13 protein-coding genes and 1 pseudogene are annotated in these 19,116 nt (G+C 69.7%); 5 read left to right on the forward strand and 9 right to left on the reverse strand.

What is annotated here, in order from left to right; all coding sequences use genetic code 11:
* Positions 1–18 precede the first annotated feature (18 nt).
* The 5 genes and pseudogenes from ACF08M_RS06250 to ACF08M_RS06270 form a co-directional block, all read right to left on the reverse strand.
* On the reverse strand, positions 19–2,817 hold the full coding sequence (locus tag ACF08M_RS06250) for a hypothetical protein (RefSeq protein WP_392184073.1): 2,799 nt from the start codon (positions 2,815–2,817) through the stop codon (positions 19–21).
* Positions 2,814–3,926 (reverse strand): AAA family ATPase, encoded by a 1,113-nt coding sequence (locus ACF08M_RS06255; RefSeq protein ID WP_392184074.1) that lies wholly within the window; start codon positions 3,924–3,926, stop codon positions 2,814–2,816. The genes ACF08M_RS06250 and ACF08M_RS06255 overlap by 4 nt, the downstream gene beginning before the upstream one ends.
* Positions 3,927–3,949: 23 nt before the next feature.
* Complete coding sequence (locus ACF08M_RS06260; RefSeq protein WP_392184075.1) at positions 3,950–5,365, reverse strand: VWA domain-containing protein; 1,416 nt, start codon at positions 5,363–5,365, stop codon at positions 3,950–3,952.
* Positions 5,362–6,773: pseudogene (locus tag ACF08M_RS06265) on the reverse strand (hypothetical protein). The gene ACF08M_RS06260 and the pseudogene ACF08M_RS06265 overlap by 4 nt, the downstream one beginning before the upstream one ends.
* A complete protein-coding gene (locus ACF08M_RS06270) occupies positions 6,743–7,213 on the reverse strand; it encodes a hypothetical protein (RefSeq protein ID WP_392184076.1) in 471 nt (156 codons plus the stop codon). Before ACF08M_RS06270 ends, ACF08M_RS06265 begins: the two are co-directional and overlap by 31 nt.
* 755 nt (positions 7,214–7,968) lie before the next feature.
* Here ACF08M_RS06270 and ACF08M_RS06275 point away from each other — a divergent pair.
* Both ACF08M_RS06275 and ACF08M_RS06280 read left to right on the forward strand, forming a co-directional pair.
* Entirely contained in the window at positions 7,969–9,207 is a 1,239-nt protein-coding gene (locus ACF08M_RS06275) for a hypothetical protein (protein WP_392184469.1), read from the forward strand.
* Positions 9,208–9,454: 247 nt separating this feature from the next.
* The gene (locus tag ACF08M_RS06280) at positions 9,455–10,579 is read left to right on the forward strand and encodes a PP2C family protein-serine/threonine phosphatase (protein ID WP_392184077.1); all 1,125 of its coding nucleotides are present in this window, start codon (positions 9,455–9,457) and stop codon (positions 10,577–10,579) included.
* A 331-nt stretch (positions 10,580–10,910) separates the two neighbouring features.
* Here ACF08M_RS06280 and ACF08M_RS06285 read toward each other — a convergent pair whose 3' ends face one another.
* The gene (locus tag ACF08M_RS06285) at positions 10,911–12,497 is read right to left on the reverse strand and encodes a pentapeptide repeat-containing protein (RefSeq protein ID WP_392184078.1); all 1,587 of its coding nucleotides are present in this window, start codon (positions 12,495–12,497) and stop codon (positions 10,911–10,913) included.
* 264 nt (positions 12,498–12,761) lie between these two features.
* On the opposite strand from ACF08M_RS06285, the gene ACF08M_RS06290 reads away from it, so the two are divergent.
* Positions 12,762–12,890 carry a hypothetical protein gene (locus tag ACF08M_RS06290; protein ID WP_392184079.1) on the forward strand — a complete coding sequence of 43 codons (129 nt, stop codon included), beginning with the start codon at positions 12,762–12,764 and terminating at the stop codon, positions 12,888–12,890.
* Positions 12,862–13,380 carry a protease inhibitor I42 family protein gene (locus tag ACF08M_RS06295; protein WP_392184080.1) on the forward strand — a complete coding sequence of 173 codons (519 nt, stop codon included), beginning with the start codon at positions 12,862–12,864 and terminating at the stop codon, positions 13,378–13,380. The genes ACF08M_RS06290 and ACF08M_RS06295 overlap by 29 nt, the downstream gene beginning before the upstream one ends.
* Before the next feature lie 410 nt (positions 13,381–13,790).
* Here ACF08M_RS06295 and ACF08M_RS06300 read toward each other — a convergent pair whose 3' ends face one another.
* From ACF08M_RS06300 to ACF08M_RS06310, 3 genes are all read right to left on the reverse strand, one after another.
* On the reverse strand, positions 13,791–14,369 hold the full coding sequence (locus tag ACF08M_RS06300; RefSeq protein ID WP_392184081.1) for an Lrp/AsnC family transcriptional regulator: 579 nt from the start codon (positions 14,367–14,369) through the stop codon (positions 13,791–13,793).
* Positions 14,370–14,493: 124 nt separating this feature from the next.
* Positions 14,494–15,903, reverse strand: coding sequence for an NAD(P)/FAD-dependent oxidoreductase (locus ACF08M_RS06305; RefSeq protein ID WP_392184082.1), 1,410 nt, complete (start codon positions 15,901–15,903; stop codon positions 14,494–14,496).
* Between the two features lie 108 nt (positions 15,904–16,011).
* The gene (locus tag ACF08M_RS06310) at positions 16,012–17,457 is read right to left on the reverse strand and encodes an aldehyde dehydrogenase family protein (RefSeq protein ID WP_392184083.1); all 1,446 of its coding nucleotides are present in this window, start codon (positions 17,455–17,457) and stop codon (positions 16,012–16,014) included.
* 151 nt (positions 17,458–17,608) lie between these two features.
* On the opposite strand from ACF08M_RS06310, the gene ACF08M_RS06315 reads away from it, so the two are divergent.
* Positions 17,609–19,048 (forward strand): APC family permease, encoded by a 1,440-nt coding sequence (locus ACF08M_RS06315; protein WP_392184084.1) that lies wholly within the window; start codon positions 17,609–17,611, stop codon positions 19,046–19,048.
* The last annotated feature ends 68 nt before the right edge of the window (positions 19,049–19,116 follow it).

The following is a 19,116-nucleotide window of genomic DNA, read 5'->3' on the forward strand; positions in this document are numbered from 1 at the left end:
GCTGCCACCCCGCCGACGTCATGTGCCGGCCAGCAGCACCTCCAGCGCCACCGCCGTACCCGGAAAGCGCCCCGCCAGTGCAGCTCCCGGCGAGACAGGATCCGCTGTCTGCCACGTGTCGTCGCAGCCCAGCAGGTTCGCCACCGCGTCGCACGCCGCGGGGTGGGCGGCGAGCAGCGTGCAACCGCGGCTGTCGTCCGCGCGCCGTGCCGGATGCGCGGCTTCCGGTTCCGGCTGCGCCCGCCACGGCGGAACCCACTCGTCCAGCGCCGGGAGCCGGCCCGGGAAGATCCGCCCGGACTCACGGATCAGCAGCGGCGCCAGCTCGGCCCCGCTCGATCGCAGGGTGGTGATCAGGGTCGGCAGCCACGGCAGGAGCACCGGGTCCGGCAGCCGTCCGAAGGCGTTCGACACTGCCTCCACGACGAAGTCGGTGAGGCCCGGGACAGGCTCCAGGGCGTGTACGAAGCCGCTGAGATAGCGCGGATAGGCGGGCACCACCAAGGGGTTGCCCAGCAGTTCGTCGCACTTCGCCCGCAGGTCCGCGCGGGAGAGGTGTCCGAGCTGCACCTGAGCCGCCCACAGCAGCGCCGTCTTCGACGGGTCCTCGGGATGCGACTGGGCGAGGGCCAGCTCCAGTTGGGTACGGTCGCAGCCCAGCGACAGCGCCAGGCTCTCCATGCTGAAGAGGAACCCCAGCATCGCCGCCACCTGGCGTACGGTCGCGTCCTCATCGGTGAACGCCGTGGGCAACAGGGTGCAGTAGTGCGCGTATCCGGTCTTGACGAACGATTCGACCCACGGCGGCAGCACCGGCTCGCTGGTGCGGTAGTACGCCAGCAGCCGCCGCACCCGGCGCAGTACCTCCGGTGCGCCGTCGACACTGCGTTCGGCCGACAGCACCTCCAGGGCGCGGCTGCCCAGCTCGTCGGCGAGGCGGCGGCTGCGCAGGTACAGCGTCGCGTCCTCGACGGCTTCCAGGACGGTCGCCGTGGCGGCGTGCGGGCCGTACGCCGTGCGGCGCAGGCGCTGCTCCAGGACCTGCTCGACGCTGACACCCTCGTAGCCGAGCTCGATGAGCGCGCGCTGATGTGTGCCCAGCGCCAGGTCCCACGACTCCTGGATCGGCCGCTCGCCCAGTCTCCGCTCGCCCATGATCGGCCGCGCGGCGCCCTGCGGCATCAGATGGCGCAGCATCCACAGCACGTCGGAGCACCGCTCCAGTTCCGGCTGGGAGGCGATGTCGAGCAGTGCCCGCTGCACGCCTCGCTGCTGGAGCTTCAGATCCAGCGGCGCGAGCCGGTCGTGTACGTCGCGGGCCAGGGGTGGCAGCGCGTCGTAGCCGACCTGGCCGACCCGGTCGCCGCCCATCATGATCTCCACGAGGCGGCGCACGTCGCGCCGGCCGGGCACGCTGTCCTTCTCGATGCAGGTGACGGCCGCGTCCTGGAAGTCGTACGGCGTGGGCCTGGCCCGGTCGCGCATCCCGGCCAGCAGGATCGACGTCTCGAACACCGCGATGGCGTCGGCGGTGGAGGCGAGGTAGCCGCTGCGGCGCGCGGCGCGCACGATCTCCACCGACCAGCCGAGCAGCTCGGTCTCGTCCAGCCGGTCCAGGACGGGTGGTTGCCGCAGGAAGCCGGTCAGCCTGTCCGAGGGGGGTTCCGCCGGTGCGGGCACGGCCGCCGCGGCCTTCCTGGCCTTCGACTTCTTCGCGCCCGCCTGTCCCGCCAGACGGTACGGCTCCACGCGGGTGCGCCTGACGTTCTTCGCCCAGACCGTCGAGGCGATCGACACCGAGCCGGCGGCCAGGTCGAATTGCGCTTCGATCGCCGCGTGGCTCGATGGAATGAGACCGTGCAGCCACTTGGTGGCAGTGCGCGGGCCGATCTCGAAGGTGTCGGTGCCGTGGACGCCGAACTCCGCAACGCGGCTGGCCGCGTGGAAGGCGCCGCAGACGTAGAGACAGTCCTCGGGATCGGTGCCGGTCGTGGCCAGGTGCCGGCGCATCCTGGTCCACATGTAGCGTTCGCGGTCCTCGTCCACGCGCACCCGCTGGGGGGCGCCGGGCGCCAGGCGCCGGAAGAGGCTGCCTATCAGGAGCATGACCTGGCGATAGGTGTCGTGGTCGCTGTCGCCGAGCGGGAGTTCGACGTACTGGTGCCACCACTCCGACCAGTGCCGCACCCGGCCGTGGCGCAGCAGGTGTTCCTCCAGTTCCGCGAAGCGCGGGCGCACGTCGCCGATCTCCACCCCGACCGCGTCGCCGTGCAACGCGGCCTCTTCCTCGGCGGGCGTCGTATCCGGACCGGTGGGGCCGGCGGATTGCGTTCCGCGCGCGTCCCACTGGAAGACATGGTCCGAGGAGCGGTCGACGAGGACCAGTTCGACGCCCGGCGTGTCCAGTGCGTAGGCGATCGCCTGGTACTCGGCGGAGGCCTCGGTGATCGGTGCCACTACCGACAGCGGGGACCACTCGGCCGGGAATCCGTCGACATCGGTCGCGAACGCCTGAAGGGCCACCGGGAGCTTGCAGTTGCGCAGTTCGGTCAGCAGCGGAGCCATGTCCTCGCACAGCTCCAGGTACACGACCTTCGGCTGCTTCTGGCGCAGGCGGCGCGCCATGGCGATGGCCGAGGCGGGGGAGTGGTGGCATACCGGGAAGATCTCCAGCGGCTCGCGAACCGCGCGGTCGACGTCGTCGACGATGCCGAGGAGGATGCCCTCCAGGGCGTCGGGCCCGTCGGCGAACGTCGCGGCGGCCTCCTGCAACTGCCCGCGCAGTGCTTCGAACGTCTCCTCGTGCGTGTCACTCATGACAGGGTGGCGATCGCGTCCCGGCCGCCGTCCAGGAACTCCGGCCAGGCTCCGCCCTCTTCCTTGCTGCGTGGTTCGACGACGCCGTGCAGATACTTGTTCAGGATGGCCAGGTCCTCGGGGTCGCGCCGGGCCAGGGATCCGACGAGCGAGGAGGCCAGCGTGCGGGCGGTCAGGGCGCGCTCGCCGAAGAAGTTGCTGTGCAGGATCGCGTCCTCGAGCACGCCGATCTGTTCGGCCGTGGACAGCGCGGACTCCAGCTTCTCGTCGTCGCTGCCGGCCGCCGCCGCCGAGGCACGCAGGTCGGCGAAGCTCTGCAGCAGCACGTCGAGCAGCGTCGGCGGCACATCCAGCTCCAGCTGGTGGCGGCGCAGCAGTTCCTCCGTGCGGAAGCGGACGATCTCCGTCTCGCTCTTCTTGTTCGTCATCACCGGAATGCGGACGAAGTTGAAGCGGCGCTTGAGCGCCGAGGACAGGTCGTTCACTCCTCGGTCGCGGCTGTTGGCCGTGGCGATGATCGAGAAACCGGGCTTGGCGAAGACGATGCTGTCGCTGTCCAGTTCGGGAACCGAGAGGTACTTCTCGGACAGGATCGAGATCAGCGCGTCCTGGACATCGCTGGTGGACCGGGTGAGTTCCTCGAAACGGCCGATCGCGCCGGTCTCCATCGCGGTCATGATCGGTGAGGGGATCATCGACTCCCGCGACTGGCCCTTGGCGATGACCATGGACACGTTCCAGGAGTACTTGATGTGATCCTCGGTGGTGCCGGCCGTGCCCTGCACAACCAGCGTGGAGTTGCGGGAGATCGCTGCGGACAGCAGCTCGGCCAGCCAGCTCTTGCCGGTACCGGGGTCGCCTATGAGCAGCAGGCCGCGGTCGGAAGCCAGCGTGACGATGGAGCGCTCGACGAAACTGCGGTCGCCGAACCACTTCTGGGAAATCTCGCGGTCCAGGCCGTCGGAGCGCTCGGAGCCCAGGATGAACAGACGCACCATCTTCGGGGACAGGCGCCAGGAGAAGGGCTTGGGGTTGTCGTCGACGGACTCCAGCCAGTCCAGTTCCTCGGCGTACTTGATCTCGGCAGGGGCGCGCAGCAGATCGGACACAACAGGGCCTTTCCAGGTAGGTATCAGGTGAGAAACGTCTTGAGTTCGTGGACGAGTTTGCTGATGTGGCCGGAGATCACCGGAGTGCCGAGGGCCTTGAAGCGTTCACGGAACCAGGGATTGACCTCCTGGCGCCCGGAGCTGGTGACCGAGCCGACAGGGATGAACTTCACCCCGGAACGCCGGACGGCCTCGATTCCCTCGAACAGCGGCTGGGAACGGCCGAATTCGTAGAAGTCGGAGATCCACACCATCACGGTGTCCTGGGGATCGGTGATCTTCGGACGGGCCATGGCCATCGCGACGGGACCGTCGTTGCCGCCGCCGAGGTTGGTGCGCAGCAGGGCCTCGAACGGGTCGTTCACCCACGGGGTCAGGTCGATGGCACGCGTGTCGTACGCGATGAGGTGGACGTCCACCTTCGGCAGCCCCGCGAAGATCGACGCCAGAATGGTGCAGTTCACCATCGAGTCGACCATCGAGCCCGACTGGTCCACCACGACGATCAACCGCTGCGGCGTCGTCTTGCGGGCGGTGTGCCGGTAGTAGAGGCGGTCGACGTACAGCCGTTCCTCCTCCGGGCTCCAGTTGGTGAGGTTCTTCCAGATCGTGCGGTCGAGGTCGAGGTTGCGGAACACCCGCTTGGGCGGGACGGAGCGGTCCAGGGCGCCCACCGTGGCTTTTGCCACCTGGGTGCGGAGTACTTCGGCGACTTCGTCGACGAAGCGGCGGATCAGGGCCTTGGCGTTGGCCAGGGCCACGCCGGAGAGGTTTTTCTTGTCCCGCAGCAACTGCTCGATCAGTGACATGCTCGGGGTCAGCTGCGCGGCGAGCGCGGGGTCGGCGAGCACTTCGCGCAAGTGCATCCGTTGGACGAGGTCTGCCTCGATGGCGCCGAGTTCCGGGCCGATCGGCGGAACAGGCCGGCCGGGGCCGGGCGTCGTGCCATGCCCGGCGGCCGCGCCGGCGCGGCCGCCGCGCAAGTCGCCGGGCCGGTAGCCGAGCGCGCGCTCCAGCCAGCCCGCGTCGGACTGCCAGCGGGCCAGCTGTCCGGCGTCGACCGCGCCGGAGCCGGTGGCGAAGACGTTGAGCAGCACCTTCGACACCAGCGCCGCGCTTCGTACCTCGGCTGCCCGGTCACGTGCGTCGCCGACGGTGTCGGGACCGGGCGCCATCAGACCGTCGAACTCGGCGGCCAGGTCCGGGTGGCGTTGCACGACCGAGTCGACGGATGCCTGCGGGTCCAGCAGCGCGGACGGCAGACCGATGTCCTCGACGACGGCGAGGCTCGCCGATTCCAGTGCGGCCTGCTCCTCGTGGTCGAAGAGCCGGGCGAGGAGCCGCCAGTACAGGACCTGTCGGCGATTGTCGTGGGGGTCCACCCCGGCGTCCGGCCGGATCGTGTACTCGGCCGGTTGTCCAGTCGTGTGCTCCGTCATTTCCGCAGCAACCTCCCGGCACGCTCCCGCAGCACGGTCACGGCGTCGGTGGCGGTCTTCTCCGCCTTGACCCCGGCCTTGTCGGTCGTGCCCCCGGTCCATCCCCCGGCGTGGACCGCGACAGCCTTCTTCCGTACGGTCGTCTCGACGGCCAGAGGCTGGACGCGGTACGTCCCGGCGTCCCAGCGGAGCAGCCCGATGCACGCGCTCGACGCGGCGACGGCCTCGGGAGTGAGCGGACCGGCGGTCGGAATGCGGTCGGTGTCGACAACCAGGGGGTGCCCGGCGACGGTGAACGTCAGTGTGCCGTCGTCCTCATGGGCCGTGTAGCCCTCCAGGAACACGGGTGCGGCGATACGTGCCGGGTGCCGCTCCAAGGGCGCGGTCGACGTGTCGGTGGCGGTGGACAGGGCGATGCGGGCGGTGGCGAAGGCGTCGGCGGGTTCGCCCGGGCGCGCGTGCTCGTCGCTCCAGATCAGGTCGCCCTCGGCGGTCATGGGCATGCCCGCGAGGTCCATCGAGCGGCCTTCGCCGGCGGCTGCCAGGAGCGACATGTGCGGGCGGAGCAGCTGCCAGAGGCCGGCTCCGACGACCGTGTCGGGCTTCGGAGCCGACACACTGGCACGGACCAGGCGGGGCGCGCCGCCGTCCGCACCGTCCACGGGTTCGAACACCGCGTGCACCTGGGCCTGTACGGCGGTCGCGTGTTCCTGCACGTCGACGCCGAGAGGCAGGAGGCGGCCGGTGGCGGTACCGGCCATGAGTACGTCGGCCGCACCGGGCAAGGTCAGCAGCATCGCACGCGACCACAGGTCGGCCCAGCGGCGTGCCGGGACACGTTCCAGGGCCGCGCCCGGGCAGGACGCGGCGAGTTCGGCGGCGAAGCCGTCGAGAAGCGTCGCGAGGCGGCGCAGGGCCGGATCCGGAAGCATTGCGGAGACGACGTGCGCCGAGCCCGAGACCACGTCGTGATCGATGCCCTGCCACCCGGAACGCGCCAGATCGGACAGCCAGGAGCGGGCGGCGACGAGCAGGTTCCCCGCTTGCTGCCCGCCGGGCGCCGGGACGGCCTCCTCACTGCGGGGCCGTCCGGTCGCCGCGTCGACACGCGTCGTCAGGGCGTCGTGGACGGAGCCGAGGAGCGCGGTGCGGGCGGCGGCGAGAGCGACCAGGTGGTCCTCGCTCGCGGCTCCGGCCGCCGCCTTCTCGGCCGCCTCGGCGACCCTGGTGGCCAGTGGCGTACCCGCGACCGCCTGCGCGAGCGCCGTCAGCCCGGCGGCCTGGACGGGCCGGCGACGAGAGCCCGGTCGAAGGCGTCTACGGCCGCCAGGGCCTCATCGGCCCCGTCGATGGTCTCGGCCAGCAGATCGGCGCGCATCACGCCACCGCCCTGGTCGGCGGGAACCACTGCATCTCCGGCAACGGTGCGGTGGTCGGGGCGAGTTCCAGATAGGCCAGGTGACGCAGGAACCGGCTGAAGACGGGCGCGGCGGTCCTGGCGTCCCCCTGCTGAGGACGAGCGCTGCTCATGCCGGCGGCGATGGACTGCGCGCTCGGCTCCCCGTCCGCGCTCTCGACCCTCAGATAGCGGGCCACGCGCTCGGCGCCGTACTGCAGCACCGCCTCGTTGATCAGAGCGCGGATGTGATTGCAGAACGAGCCCCGAGCGCCGCCGCAGGGCCGGTTGTTGTTGGTGCTGCAGGCAAACGCGTAGGTGCCCACGGCGACCGACGAGACATAGACCCGCTCGATGTCCGAGCCGCTGGACACCACGCCCTGCAGGCGTCCGTCGGCGAGCTCGACGAACGGCACCTTGGCGAGCTTGCGCGGCCGTGCGGGTGCTGTCACCTGCACTGTGCTCGACCTCTCCCAGTCAGACAACGCACCATCTCCAATGCACCAGGGGGACTTCCGCGCCACGACGGCGGGACATGACTGAACATACTTGCGGCCACTGACAACGCCGATCACGGACCACCGAAGCGCGGGCGGCGCGCGGCGGTGCTGCGCGCTGGCCCGGCGGCGCTGCGGGAAGGTGCGCTCGACGGACTTCTCGGTGGTGAGGCCGCAGAAAGCCGGCTCCGCCGGTGACGGTGATCAGACGGGTGTCGCGTGCCGCGCGGAGCCGGGCGGGGCCGGCCGGTGCGGCCTCCAGGTTTTCGGCGAACGCCTCGTCCAGCAGGCCGACGGCGCGAGCTTAGGAGACGGCGTGGGGAGCGGCGTCGAGCCCGATGACGCGGACCGCGTCCGGGCGGGAGCAGCCTGTCGGGAACAGGGCGGGCACCGGAACCGGCCAGGCACGGTTCCCGGGCACCCGCAAAGTCCCGACCGGCCCGTTCCGGCCCCGGTGGATGCCCCGGGTGGTCGGAGCGGACGTCTGCGGCGTGCGGAGGTGCCGCGTGGACCGGTGCGCAGGCGGCGTCACCGGACGGCGACCGGATGGGCAGGTCGTGGCGCGCTGCCTTCAAGTGGAGCGCGAAGCCGCTTTGGCCGCGCGCTGTTCTCGCTCCTTGCGGTTGTTGATGCCCGTCTCCCGCCAACCATCGGTCAGGTGCCGGCTGCTGGCTCCATTCACCAGCGGGAGCGGCTACGGTGCTGTTGTGATGATCAACGGGGAGGACACGGCATCCGGGACCGCGCTGCTGCTCGCGGCAGCGCCGCTCGGGAAAGGCCGCCTCATCGACGCAACCAGCGTCCTGCCCACGCTCGCGGCGGTGCCGCCCAGCATCCTGACCCGAACGACGGCGGCCACCATCGTCGAACTCGCCGACCCGACCGACCCGCAGACCGTCCTCACCCGGATCCGTGCCGCGGCCGCCACATCCGGCCCGCTCACCCTTTACCTCACCGGGCAACTGCACCTCGACCACAAGCAGCACCTGATCCACCTCGCACTCGCCCGGACCACGCCGACCACCCTGCGCTACACCGCATTGCCCTGGCACTGGCTGGCCGGCGAACTCAAACTGCGCCGCCCGGGCACCACCACCGTCGTCACCGACCTGGTCGCCGCCCCTGACGCCTGGCAGCAGCTCCGCACCGAGGGCCTCGCCCTGGGCCACGGGATCCGCGTATACGGCCGGATCACCCCGCCGCCGCCCCGTCACCGGATCGTAGAACCGGCCTACCTGAGGGCCCTTGCCACCACCTGGCGCAGTGGCGCGAACCCTCCGCTCGCAGAGCTCCACGAACAGGCTGTCGCCCAGGCCGGTCCCGCCGAGGCGCTGCTCCTGGCCGTCGACCACACAGCCGTCCCCGTCCCTGCGGCACCGGCAGTGCCGCCACCGAGCCGGCCGCACCAGGGGCCTGCACCCGTTCCCACGGCGCCTGCCCCGAGTGCGGAGAACACCGGGGCATCCGAAGAGGATCCGCTGCCCGCGATTCTTGCCGCCGCCCACGCGGGGCGGCACAGCGAGGCCGCGTCACTCGCAGCCATGTGGGAGGGGTGGGCCCTGCGTACCTACGGCACGGGCTCCGTGCAGGCGATCCACTGGCTGGAGATCCGGGCCGACCTCGCTCGTCTCGCCGGTGATCCCGCGCGCAGCTGCGAGTTGTGGATGGCTGCCGCCGACGCCCGCCTTGCCCGGCAACAGCCCCCGGACGACCCTGCCGTGGAAGGCGCCGTGGACCGGGCCCACCACCAGTGGCAGGAACTTCGCGACCAGGATCGGGCCCGGGAACTCGGCCCGTCCCTGGTTTCGTTGCGCCGCCACGTTCCCGGCCGGCGCTTCGGGGCGGTCGAGGCTGTTCAGCGGCGACTGGAGCTGCTGCACATGATGCCCCGGGACGGGGCCGCCGCGCGGCACCCCGAGGCCGACGGGCAGCGCCCGTTCCCGCGATGACGTGAGGCGGCAGGGCGGCTCGGCCGAGCAGGAGAGCATCCGCGCGATGGCGTGCGGAAGCAGCCGGCCGAGTGGGGAGCCGCGCAGTCGGCGGCCCGGCTCCCACCTGCCGCGTGCGTGATGCAAGGGCCGCGCCCTGCACGGAGTGGTGCTCGTCGCACCGAGGACATCATCCGGCGGGGCGCGGCTCGCCCGCGGCCGGGCCTGCCTAACGTACAAGAAGCACACCACCTGCCCGGGAGGCCCCGTGACCCGTACTCACCCGAAGAGCTTCACGCATTCCTTCGAGGCGGCCGTCGAGCCACCGCGCAACGCCGAGATCGTGATCGGCGTGGTGGCAGTGACGGCCCTGGTGATGGTCCTCGGTGCCCTGTCCGGGTCCCTGGTATGGCTGCTGGGGCTCCTTGTGTTCCTCCCGGGGACGGCGTCGGCGCTGTGCACCGTACGCCAGACGAAATTTGTGTTCGCATGGACCGTGCTCGTGGTCACCGTCACCGTGGTGGTCCGGCACGGTGACGGGCGGTCGTGGCTCGACAGGATCCTGATGTTGCTGCTCACCCTCGCCCTGGGCGCGGCCTCCGTCTACGCCTGCCACCGTCGTATCCATCGCGAGCGCGAGACGCTGCGGCTTCGCTCCACCGCCGCAGCGATGCAGCGCCACATCCTGCGCCCCCTGCCTCTGCTCACCGACGACGTCCTGGTCGACGGAGTGTACGAGCCCGTGCAGGAGGACCGGCTCGTCGGAGGCGACATCTACGACGTCGTCGCCTCCCCATGGGGGACCCGGGTGCTGATCGGGGACGTCCAGGGCAAGGGCCTGCCCGCGGTCGGCGCCGCGTTCGCCGTCATCGGCGCCTTCCGCGAGGCGGCCCACCGGGAGCCCACCCTGACCGCGCTCGCCGACGCCCTCGATGCCTCCGTCGTACGGCACAACTCCTACGCTGCACAGACCGGCGACGACGAAAGGTTCGTCACAGCGCTCATCGTCAACGTCGAGGCGCACGACGACGTACAGGTCATCAACTGCGGGCACATTCCGCCGCACCTGCTGCACGATGCGACCGTCACCACGCCGGTCATCGGCTCCGGCGTCCCCCTCGGCCTCGCCGAACTCGCCGCCGAACCCCCGACCGTCGACTGGTTCGCCTTCCCGGCCGGCGCCACGCTGCTGCTGACCACCGATGGGCTCACCGAGACCCGCGCCGAGGACGGCACGTTCTACCCCGTAACCGAACGCATCACCGAGCGCGTGTCCCTCCCTCCCACCCGGTTGCCGCACGCCCTCTACGACGATGCGCGCGCGTTCGCCGGAGCGGGCGCCCGGCACGACGACGTCGCGGTCCTGTCCATCCGCCGGTCACCGCACCGCTGAGCGCGACACGACGCACATATACGCAGCCGACCGGCCCCTCCGGACGGCATGAAGGACGGGGGCGGTCACGTCGGCCGGACGCCGGTTTCGCCAACCGGGGATTCGCTGCCGTACCGCCGCGCCCCTGACCACGTCCTCGGGCCGGACAACGAGGTCACGATGTCTCCGTCGCCGCCCAACTCATCACCACCGGCCGTCACTTCCTCCACCTCGCCCGCCACTGGCCCTGGACCGACGTGATCACAGCGCGTTCGTCAACCTGCTCCTGTGATCAGGACACGGCACAAGTGCAGCGTGCGGACCGGGTCCGCCTCGTGTCGGATCATCTTGCTCAGGGGATGTCAGTGGCCTGAGCATGGAATACGCACTCCCTCAGGCTTCTTTCCATCAACTCCCGCATACTCCACCGCTCATTGCCGAACAGGGCGCCGGTGAAGGTGGCGTTGCCGTGGAATGATGCACGCCCCGAGTAGGTTCCTCGGATGCAGAAATCGGCGCCCACGCCGAACAACGCTTCTTCGAATGTGGTTGTTCCATGGAACTGGGCTCCGGAGAAATCCCCGTATTCCAGATGGCATTCGCTGAGGTCGAAGTCGATCAGTGTTGCACCGGAGAGTCCCAGGGAGATGTCTTCCCAGTGCGTGTCCGCCGAGTGGTGGGTGCGGTCTGCGAGGATCCGTTGTGCAGCATGTCGGACGTGCAACTCCTGAGCCTGGTCCGCGGTGAGGGCCGCCGGCCGGGCGGTCACGTCGAATGCCAGGGGCGTCCGCAGATACTCACATATGGTGTCGGCCACTCGTTGCCTGAGCCCGGGTTCGGCGTCGCCGAGCCCTTCGAGGGCGCGCAAGCCGGAGAGCCGCGCCGCAGGGTCCGAATCAGCGAGCTGACGACAGTACGCGCGGGTGGCACCATCGGGTACCAGGCGCCCCGAGAATTCATCCTCGTTTTCACCTTCGCCTCCGCGTTCGAAACTCACCGTCCAGCCGAAAGGCCAGTGCTGCTCGTCGTCCGCATCGGCGCCGGCCGCCCGGGCGGCGGTAAGGTCGACGGAGGGGTGGTCGAGATGTACCCGGCCGGAGAACGCCGCACGTTGGAACAGTGATCCGCCGCCGAATCGCGCCTTCCAGAACCAGGCCACGTCCTCGAACCGGGCGTCCCGAAAGGACACCTCGCCGTTGAAACGTGCTCCATCACCACCCTCCTCCCAACACTGGTATTCACCCATAAGAACGTCGCGTGGCCACAACGGGTCGTCCTCGTTCAGCTCTCCCCAGGGAAGCGCTCTTCTCTTCTCCACGGCCTCCCAGGTCATATCGTCGTTCTCATCGATCGACTCCTCACCGTGGCCGAACCAGGCAACATCCTGAAAGCGGGCCCCATCGAAATTCGCGCGACCGTGGAATCGGGTGCGGCCGAAAACAGCCCAGCAAGCGAACCGTACTCTTGAGAAGCTGGCATCGGATGCGAAGAGCGCGCACTGGAATTGAGCTACACCGGTGAACTGTGCACCATCGAAGACACACTGGCCGCTGAACAATGTATCCGCGAAAGACGCGTGGTCGAAACGGCATCCGCTGAAATCGACATCCCCGAGCTCGGCGCCGGAAAGATCCACCTGCAGACCCTTCGGAAGTTTCGCGGCAGCAGGGGTCTCTCCTGAGTTTTCCGGAGATACGCGCAGCTGGGAGGCGAGAATCCGGAGCGCAATCTGCCGCACCTCACGGTCCCTGTGTCCCTCCATCTCAGGTCCGCGCAAATAGCCGCAGATCGCGTCCACCACGCTCTGTCGCCATGCGGAGCCGTCCACGGCCAGCGCGTCCAGCTCGAGCAACGCGGAGTGGCGGGCACCGATGTCCCGGCCCGCCAAGCGGTCGACGGCTTTGTGGTACGCGTCAGGAAGCCGTGGTCGCGAAGCCATGATGGCCCTCTCTACTGACCTCCGCGTTTCAGTTGCGGCGGTGTCCGGACCTTGAGCGGGAAGGTGAAAGTGCCTTCTGGCCTGGGACGGCAGGGCTTGTACAAGGCTTCTGTCGTCTCGTCGGGAAGGCACTTTCCGCGTGCACACTACCGGGTCGCGTCCCAGGCCTGTCGTTTCGTCATATGGCTACAGCATCCGGTTCCGGTCGACGTCAGGGGCGAGAAGAGCGCCCACGCGATGACCATCATCGCCCAGGAGGGTGACATGCTTCAGGTGTACAACCCCTGGGGCTCGACCACTTGGGTCAGCGAGGACGACTTCATCAACAGCCGAATGGGCAAGGCTTCCAAAAGTGAACTCCCCAATGCGTACAGCGTCCACCTTCCGCGGTAGCAGGGGCGGTGCCGCGATCGCGGCAGCCGCGCTCCTCGCTCTCGCCACGGGCTGCGGCTCGGGCACCGACGAACCGACCGACGGCTCCACGAGTACCGCGAGCCGCCCGGTGAAGGACACCAGCATCACTGCCGAGCCGGGCGAGCGCTTCACGCTCACCGTCGACCAGAACGCCTCCACCCGCGAGTACTGGTACCTGGTCGACCCCGAGCCCGACAGCTCGGTGCTCGTCAGCCGCGGCCAGGACTACGCGTCGAACTCCGGTGACGAGCCGTTGCCCGGTGCCGGCGGCCGGCTCACCTTCACCTTCGAGGCCAAGGGCAAGGGGACCACCCGGTTCACGCTGCTGCACTGCACCTTCTCCACCTGCCAGGGCAACACCTCCACCCTGCCCCCCGAGACGACCGGACCCTCCGCCACCCCGACCACGGGGGCGGCCTCCCCCTCCCAGGCCCCCGAGCGCATCACCTACACCGTCACCGTCAACTGAACCGCAGCGGATCAGTCAGATGAGACGAGACACCCTGGGCCCCGCCGTGAACGGCTTCGCCCCGTACCCGCCGGACCGCACGGACGACGAGCCGGCCCAGCTCGGCATCACCGTCCTGCTGCGTTACGGCATCACTGCCGAGCCCGGCACCCGGCGCACCGCCCTGTTCGGCCACGGCGCCGCGGTAGCTGCCGTCATCCTCGACCGCCTCGGTACCGAGCCGCGCTCGGTCGCCTTCCTCGCCGGGGCGCGGACCGGCGAGTGCGGCAGCAGTGCCTCCTGGACCTCGGTCGGCCTCGCGAACCCCGAGCTGCCAAGAGACCCAGTTTCCCTGCCCCGGCCGACTGCTTCACCCGGCCGGGGCTCCTGTTCGGTGCCCCGGCCGTCAGGATCTGAACGACGACAGGTGCTTACCGGTTCGGAGTCGGTGGGCGGCGGCGGCCTGTGGTTGGCAGGCTCTGTGGCGCGTCCGGCCGCTGGTCGATCCCGGCGGGAGAAGTGCTCTCCGCCGTGCGCGATTCGACCTCGCCGACCCCCCAGCCGTAGGCGAGTTTGTGGACCTCCAGCACGAAGAAGGACTCGGTGGCGGTGACTCCGTCGATCTGGTGCAGGTGTTCGTTGACGAGGTCGGTGAAGTGCTGGGTGTCGCGGCAGATGACTTCCGCCATGATGTCGTACTGGCCGGTGGTCATGATCACGTAGGAGGTCTCGGGGAGTTCTCCCAACTGCCTGCAGACCTCGCGTGCGGTTCCGGGCCGGACCTTGAGGCCGATCATGGCGAATCGGTCGAATCCGATGGTCAGGGGGTTGGCGATGCCGACGACCTGGAGGATGCCGTTCTCCTCCAGCCGCTGCACGCGGTAGCGGACGGAGGAGGCCGGGATGCCGAGATCCTCGGCTATCTGGCTGTAGGGTCGTCGGCCGTCGGCCTGGAGGATCGCGATGATGCGCCGGTCGGTGTCGTCGAGCGGGCTTTCCTGCTGAGTCATGGTGGTGCTCGGAGTCTCTCTGTGTTATCTGCCTCTGACTGGGGCTCACGTCGTGTGGTGTCCCTCAGGGGGACGGTTCATTGTGGCGGGTCACGGGCTGTGACCGATCACAGGTAGTGCCGGTTCATGAGTCGAATCCGAGGCCGAGGCGGTCGAGCGTGCGCAGCCAGAGGTTGCGACGGCCGTGGGTGTCCTCGCGCGCCAGGGAGAGCCGGGTGGCCTGGACGCCCAGGTAGCGGATCGGCTCCGGCGGGAAGGGGACGGGCGGCCGGCGGATCATGGCGGGCCGCAGTCGTTCGGTGTTCCGGCCGTCGAGCAGGTCGAGCATCACCTCGGCGCCGTAGCGGGTCGCGCCGACGCCGAGGCCGGTGAAGCCGAGCGCGTAGGCGACGCGGCCTCGTGCGGCGGTTCCGGAGAACATGCAAAAGCGGGTGGTGGAGTCGATGATGCCGCCCCAGGCGTGGGAGAACGGCACGCCGTCGAGCTGCGGGAACGTCTCGGCGAACTGCCTGGCGAGCGTGGTGAAGGTGGCGGGCCGCTGGGTCAGGCTCTCCTGCGTGCTGCTGCCGTAGTGGTAGATGGCGTCGTATCCGCCCCACAGGATGCGATTGTCGTCGGTCTTGCGCACGTAGTGGAACTGGTTTCCGGCGGTGGTGATGCCGTGGGCGCCCTGCCATCCGATGGCGGCGAGCTGCTCGTCGGTGAGTGGGTCCGTGACGAGGGCGTAGTCGTACACCGGGAGCATCGACAGTGACAGGCGGCGCAGGAGCGGGCGGTAGATGTTGGTGGCCAGGGCGACGCGCTTCGCGGTCACCTCGGCGTAGGGGGTGCGCAGCCTCAGTGGGTGGCTGCGGGTGTCGAGGTCGGTGACCTCGGTGTGCTCGGCGATGCGGACGCCGAGGTCCAGGCACGCCCGGCGTAGTCCCCACACCAGTCGGGCGGGGTCGAGCAGCGCGTAGTCGGGCGTGAACATGCCGGTCTTCCACAGCGGGGAGTCGACGTACTCGCGCAGTTCCCGGGTGTCGAGCAGGCGGGCCTTCTCCCCGTGCCGGTTGGCGAGCTCGACGGCGGCGGGCAGCCCGGCGCTCTGCCAGGGGGTGGCGGCGACGGTGACCTTGCCGCTGCGGACGAAGCCGCAGTCGATGCCGAAGGTGTCGAGGTCGCGCTGGAAGGCGTCGAAGTTCTCCGCGCCGAGGCGCTGCAGCAGGCCGATCTCGTCCGGCCAGCGCTCGGCTCCGTTGGCGAGGCCGTGGGTGACGCTGGGCGAGCAGAAGCCGCCGTTGCGTCCGCTGGCGGCGTGTCCGCACGTCGCCTGTTCGATGACGAGGACGTCCAGACCAGGATCGCGCTGCTTGGCCAGGAGCGCCGTCCACAGGCCGGCGTATCCGCCACCCACGACGGCGAGGTCGCAGCGGGCGTCCTGGGTGAGTCTGGGCTGGGGCTCCGGCCGCTCGTCGCGCTCCAGCCAGAACGCGGCGGGAGAAGCATGGCTCAGGCGGGCACGGTGGTCGGTGGGCTGGGGCGTGTCGGTCATGGGTCCTCGTAAGGGAAGAGCTGCGGTGGCGGTACGTGGGCGACCCGGCCGCCACTGCGGGCAGCCGGGCCGGCTACTGGCTACTGCGTACGGGCTACGGGCCGTCGGCTACAGGCTGATCACGCCGGTCCGCAGGTCCGTCATGTCCAGGAGGGTCCACTTGCCGCCGATCCGGCCCCAGCCGGTGGACCGTGCGCCGGCGCCGCCGAACGGCATGTTGACGTCCCACCAGTTGTTGGACTCGTTGACGACGACCTGTCCGACCTCCATCTCCTCGATGAAGCGGAAGGCGGAGGTCATGCTGCTGGTGAAGACGGCGCCCTGCAGACCAAGCGGGTCGTCGTTCGCGATGCGCAGCAGGTCGTCCTCGTCGCGACCGGTGATGACGGGCACGACCGGACCGAAGGACTCCTCGCGGGACAGGAGGCTGTCCACGGGGACGCCGTCGACGACGGTGAACTCGTAGTAGAGGTCGGTCGGCATCCCGGTGCGGCGCTGCCCGCCGACGAGGATCTGCGCCCCCCGCTCACGGGCGTCCGCCATGTGCCGGTCCATCTTGGCCGCGGTCGCCTCGTTGTTGAGCGGGCCCAGGAGGGTCTTCTCGTCGAAGGGGTCGCCCAGGACGACACGCTCCGACTCCCGTACGAGGGCCTCCACGAACGCGTCGTGGACGCCCTCGTGGACGATGACGCGCTCGGTGGCGCAGCACACCTGGCCCGCGCAGGGGTAGGCGCCGTCGACGGCGGCCTTCGCGGCGGCGTCGAGGTCCGCGTCCGCGAGGACGACCAGGGAGCCGTTGCCGGAGCACTCCATGATGGAGCGCTTCAGGCCCGCGGCGGCCTGGATCTTCGCACCGGTGGCGGAGGAACCGATGAAGCCGATCGCGTGGATGCCGGGGTGGCGCACGAGCGCGTCACCGAAGGGGCCGTCGCCGGGAAGGATGTTGATCAGGCCGTCCGGCACACCCGCGGCGACCAGGCACTCCATGGCCTTGAGGACGGTCAGCGAGGTGTGGGTCGGCGGCTTGACCACCAGGGCGTTGCCGGTGGCGAGGCCGGGGGCGGCGAACTCGGTGAACATCAGCAGCGGGAAGTTCCAGGGCGTGATGATGCCCCAGACGCCCACGGCACGGTGGAAGGTGAACATCCGCTTTGTGTTGTCCCGGGACGGGAGCGTCTCGCCGTACAGGCGCACGGCGTCCTCGGCGTGGATGCGGAACAGCAGGGCCGCCTCGGTGACGTCGGCGATGGACTCGGCGAGCGGCTTGCCCTGCTCCAGGGTCTGCAGCCGGGCCAGCTCGTCACGCCGCTTGTCGATCTCGTCCGCGACGCGGTGACACAGGGCGGCGCGCTCCCACACGTTCAGCGCGGCCCACTTGCGCTGCGCGGTGTGGGCGGCCGCCACCGCGGCGTCGAGGTCGGCCTTGACCGGCAGCGGGACGGTTCCGACGTGCTCGCCGGTGGCGGGGCTGATCACGTCGAAGGCGTCGGTGCCCGAGCCGTCGGTGAAGGCTCCGTCGATGAACAGCTGGTGCGTCAGGGGTTGGGTGGACATCAGGCCTTCTCCTCAGGACGATCCGTCGTTGGCGCAGATCAAACATCGCCAAGCTTTCCGCGTCAACCCTCACGGATCGGCAAAGTAAATTGCGAGTGTTTGTTGTTCCATGACTCTTGACGGCGATTTCCTGTTGGCTCAAAGTGCTCGCATGTCACTCCACGCCGACGCCTCCGCGTCCCCGCCCGCCGCCACCGACCAGCCCGCGCTGGCCAAGAAGATCCGCTGGTACGACGGCTTCGCCATGTCGCTGACCATGCCCGCCGCACTGATCGCCTCGCTCGGCGCCTCCATCGGAGGGCTCGGTGCCTGGGGTGCGATCGGCCTGTGGGCCATATCGATGGTCCTCGCCACGGTGGCGAACTGGATCTACAGCGAACTCGCGGCGATGTTCCCCGACTCCTCCGGCGGCATCGCCGGCTACGCCTCGGAGGCCTGGAAGTCCCGCGCCCCGGTCTTCGGCCCCATCGCCAGCATCGGGTACTGGATCCCGTGGACCACCGCACTCGCCGTCTACGCCGGCATCATCGGCTCGTTCGTCCAGGTGCAGTGGTTCCCCGGCCAGGACTGGTCGGTCGACCTCGGCCCGCTGAGTCTCAGCTTCCCCATCGTCGTCGGCCTGGCCGTCATGCTGCTGCTCTACGGAGCTGCCATGATCGGCCTGCATGTCGCGATGTGGCTGGTCTACCTCACCGGCGGCGCCCTTCTGGTCCCGCTCGCCGTCTTCATCGTCGGCCCGTTCCTCAGCGGCGACTGGAGCGCTGCCCACCTGCACTGGGACCTGCACGGCGCGGCCGGGCTGCACAAGGCCATCGTCTGGCTGTACGTCATGAGCTGGACCTCGTTCGGCGTGGAGGTCTGCGCCACCTTCGCCCCCGAGTACAAGGACACGGTCAAGGACACCTCCCGCGCGCTGCGGGCCGGCGTGCTGTTCTGCCTCGGGGTCTTCATCCTTCTCCCCCTGGCCCTGTCCGGCTACCTGGGAGAGAAGGCGATCACCGGCGACCCGACCACGTTCTACGTCGCGGCGTTCCAGAAGCTCGTGGGCGGCGCGGCCGACGTCATGGTCGTCTTCCTCATCGCCTCCCTGCTGCTCATCATGATCACCGGTCTCGCCGACGGTTCCCGCGTGCTGTACGACATGGGCCGCCAGGGCCTCACCGTCCGCCAGCTCGGACACCTCAACCGCCGCGGCGTGCCGGCCCGCGCCCTGACCGTCGCCCTCGTCCTCAACGTCTTCGTGCTCACCGTGCTCAAGACGCCGCTGGCCATCATCGTCACCGGAAACCTGGGCTACATCCTCACCCACGTCCTGGCCGTCTCGGGCTTCCTCCTGCTGCGCCGCGACCGCCCCGACGCACCGCGCCCGATCCGGCTCCCGGGCGTCTTCGTGCCGCTCGCCTGGGTACTGACGGCCGTCCTCGTCGTCATCCTCGTCGTCGGCGCCACCGGGTTCTCGATCACCGGATATGGCGGCTACAAGGAGCTCGGCATAGCCGCGGCACTGCTCGCCCTCTCCGTGGTCCTGTGGTTCTACCGCACCAAGATCCAGGACCGCCGCGCCGCCCCGGAACCGCAGTCCGGACGCTGACCACCGGCCGGCCGCCAGGACGCGGTCATCGACGGAACGGTGCGGCTTACCCGGCAGAAGACCGAAGG

Source organism: Streptomyces sp. NPDC015032 (assembly GCF_043080425.1).
GTDB lineage: Bacteria > Actinomycetota > Actinomycetes > Streptomycetales > Streptomycetaceae > Streptomyces.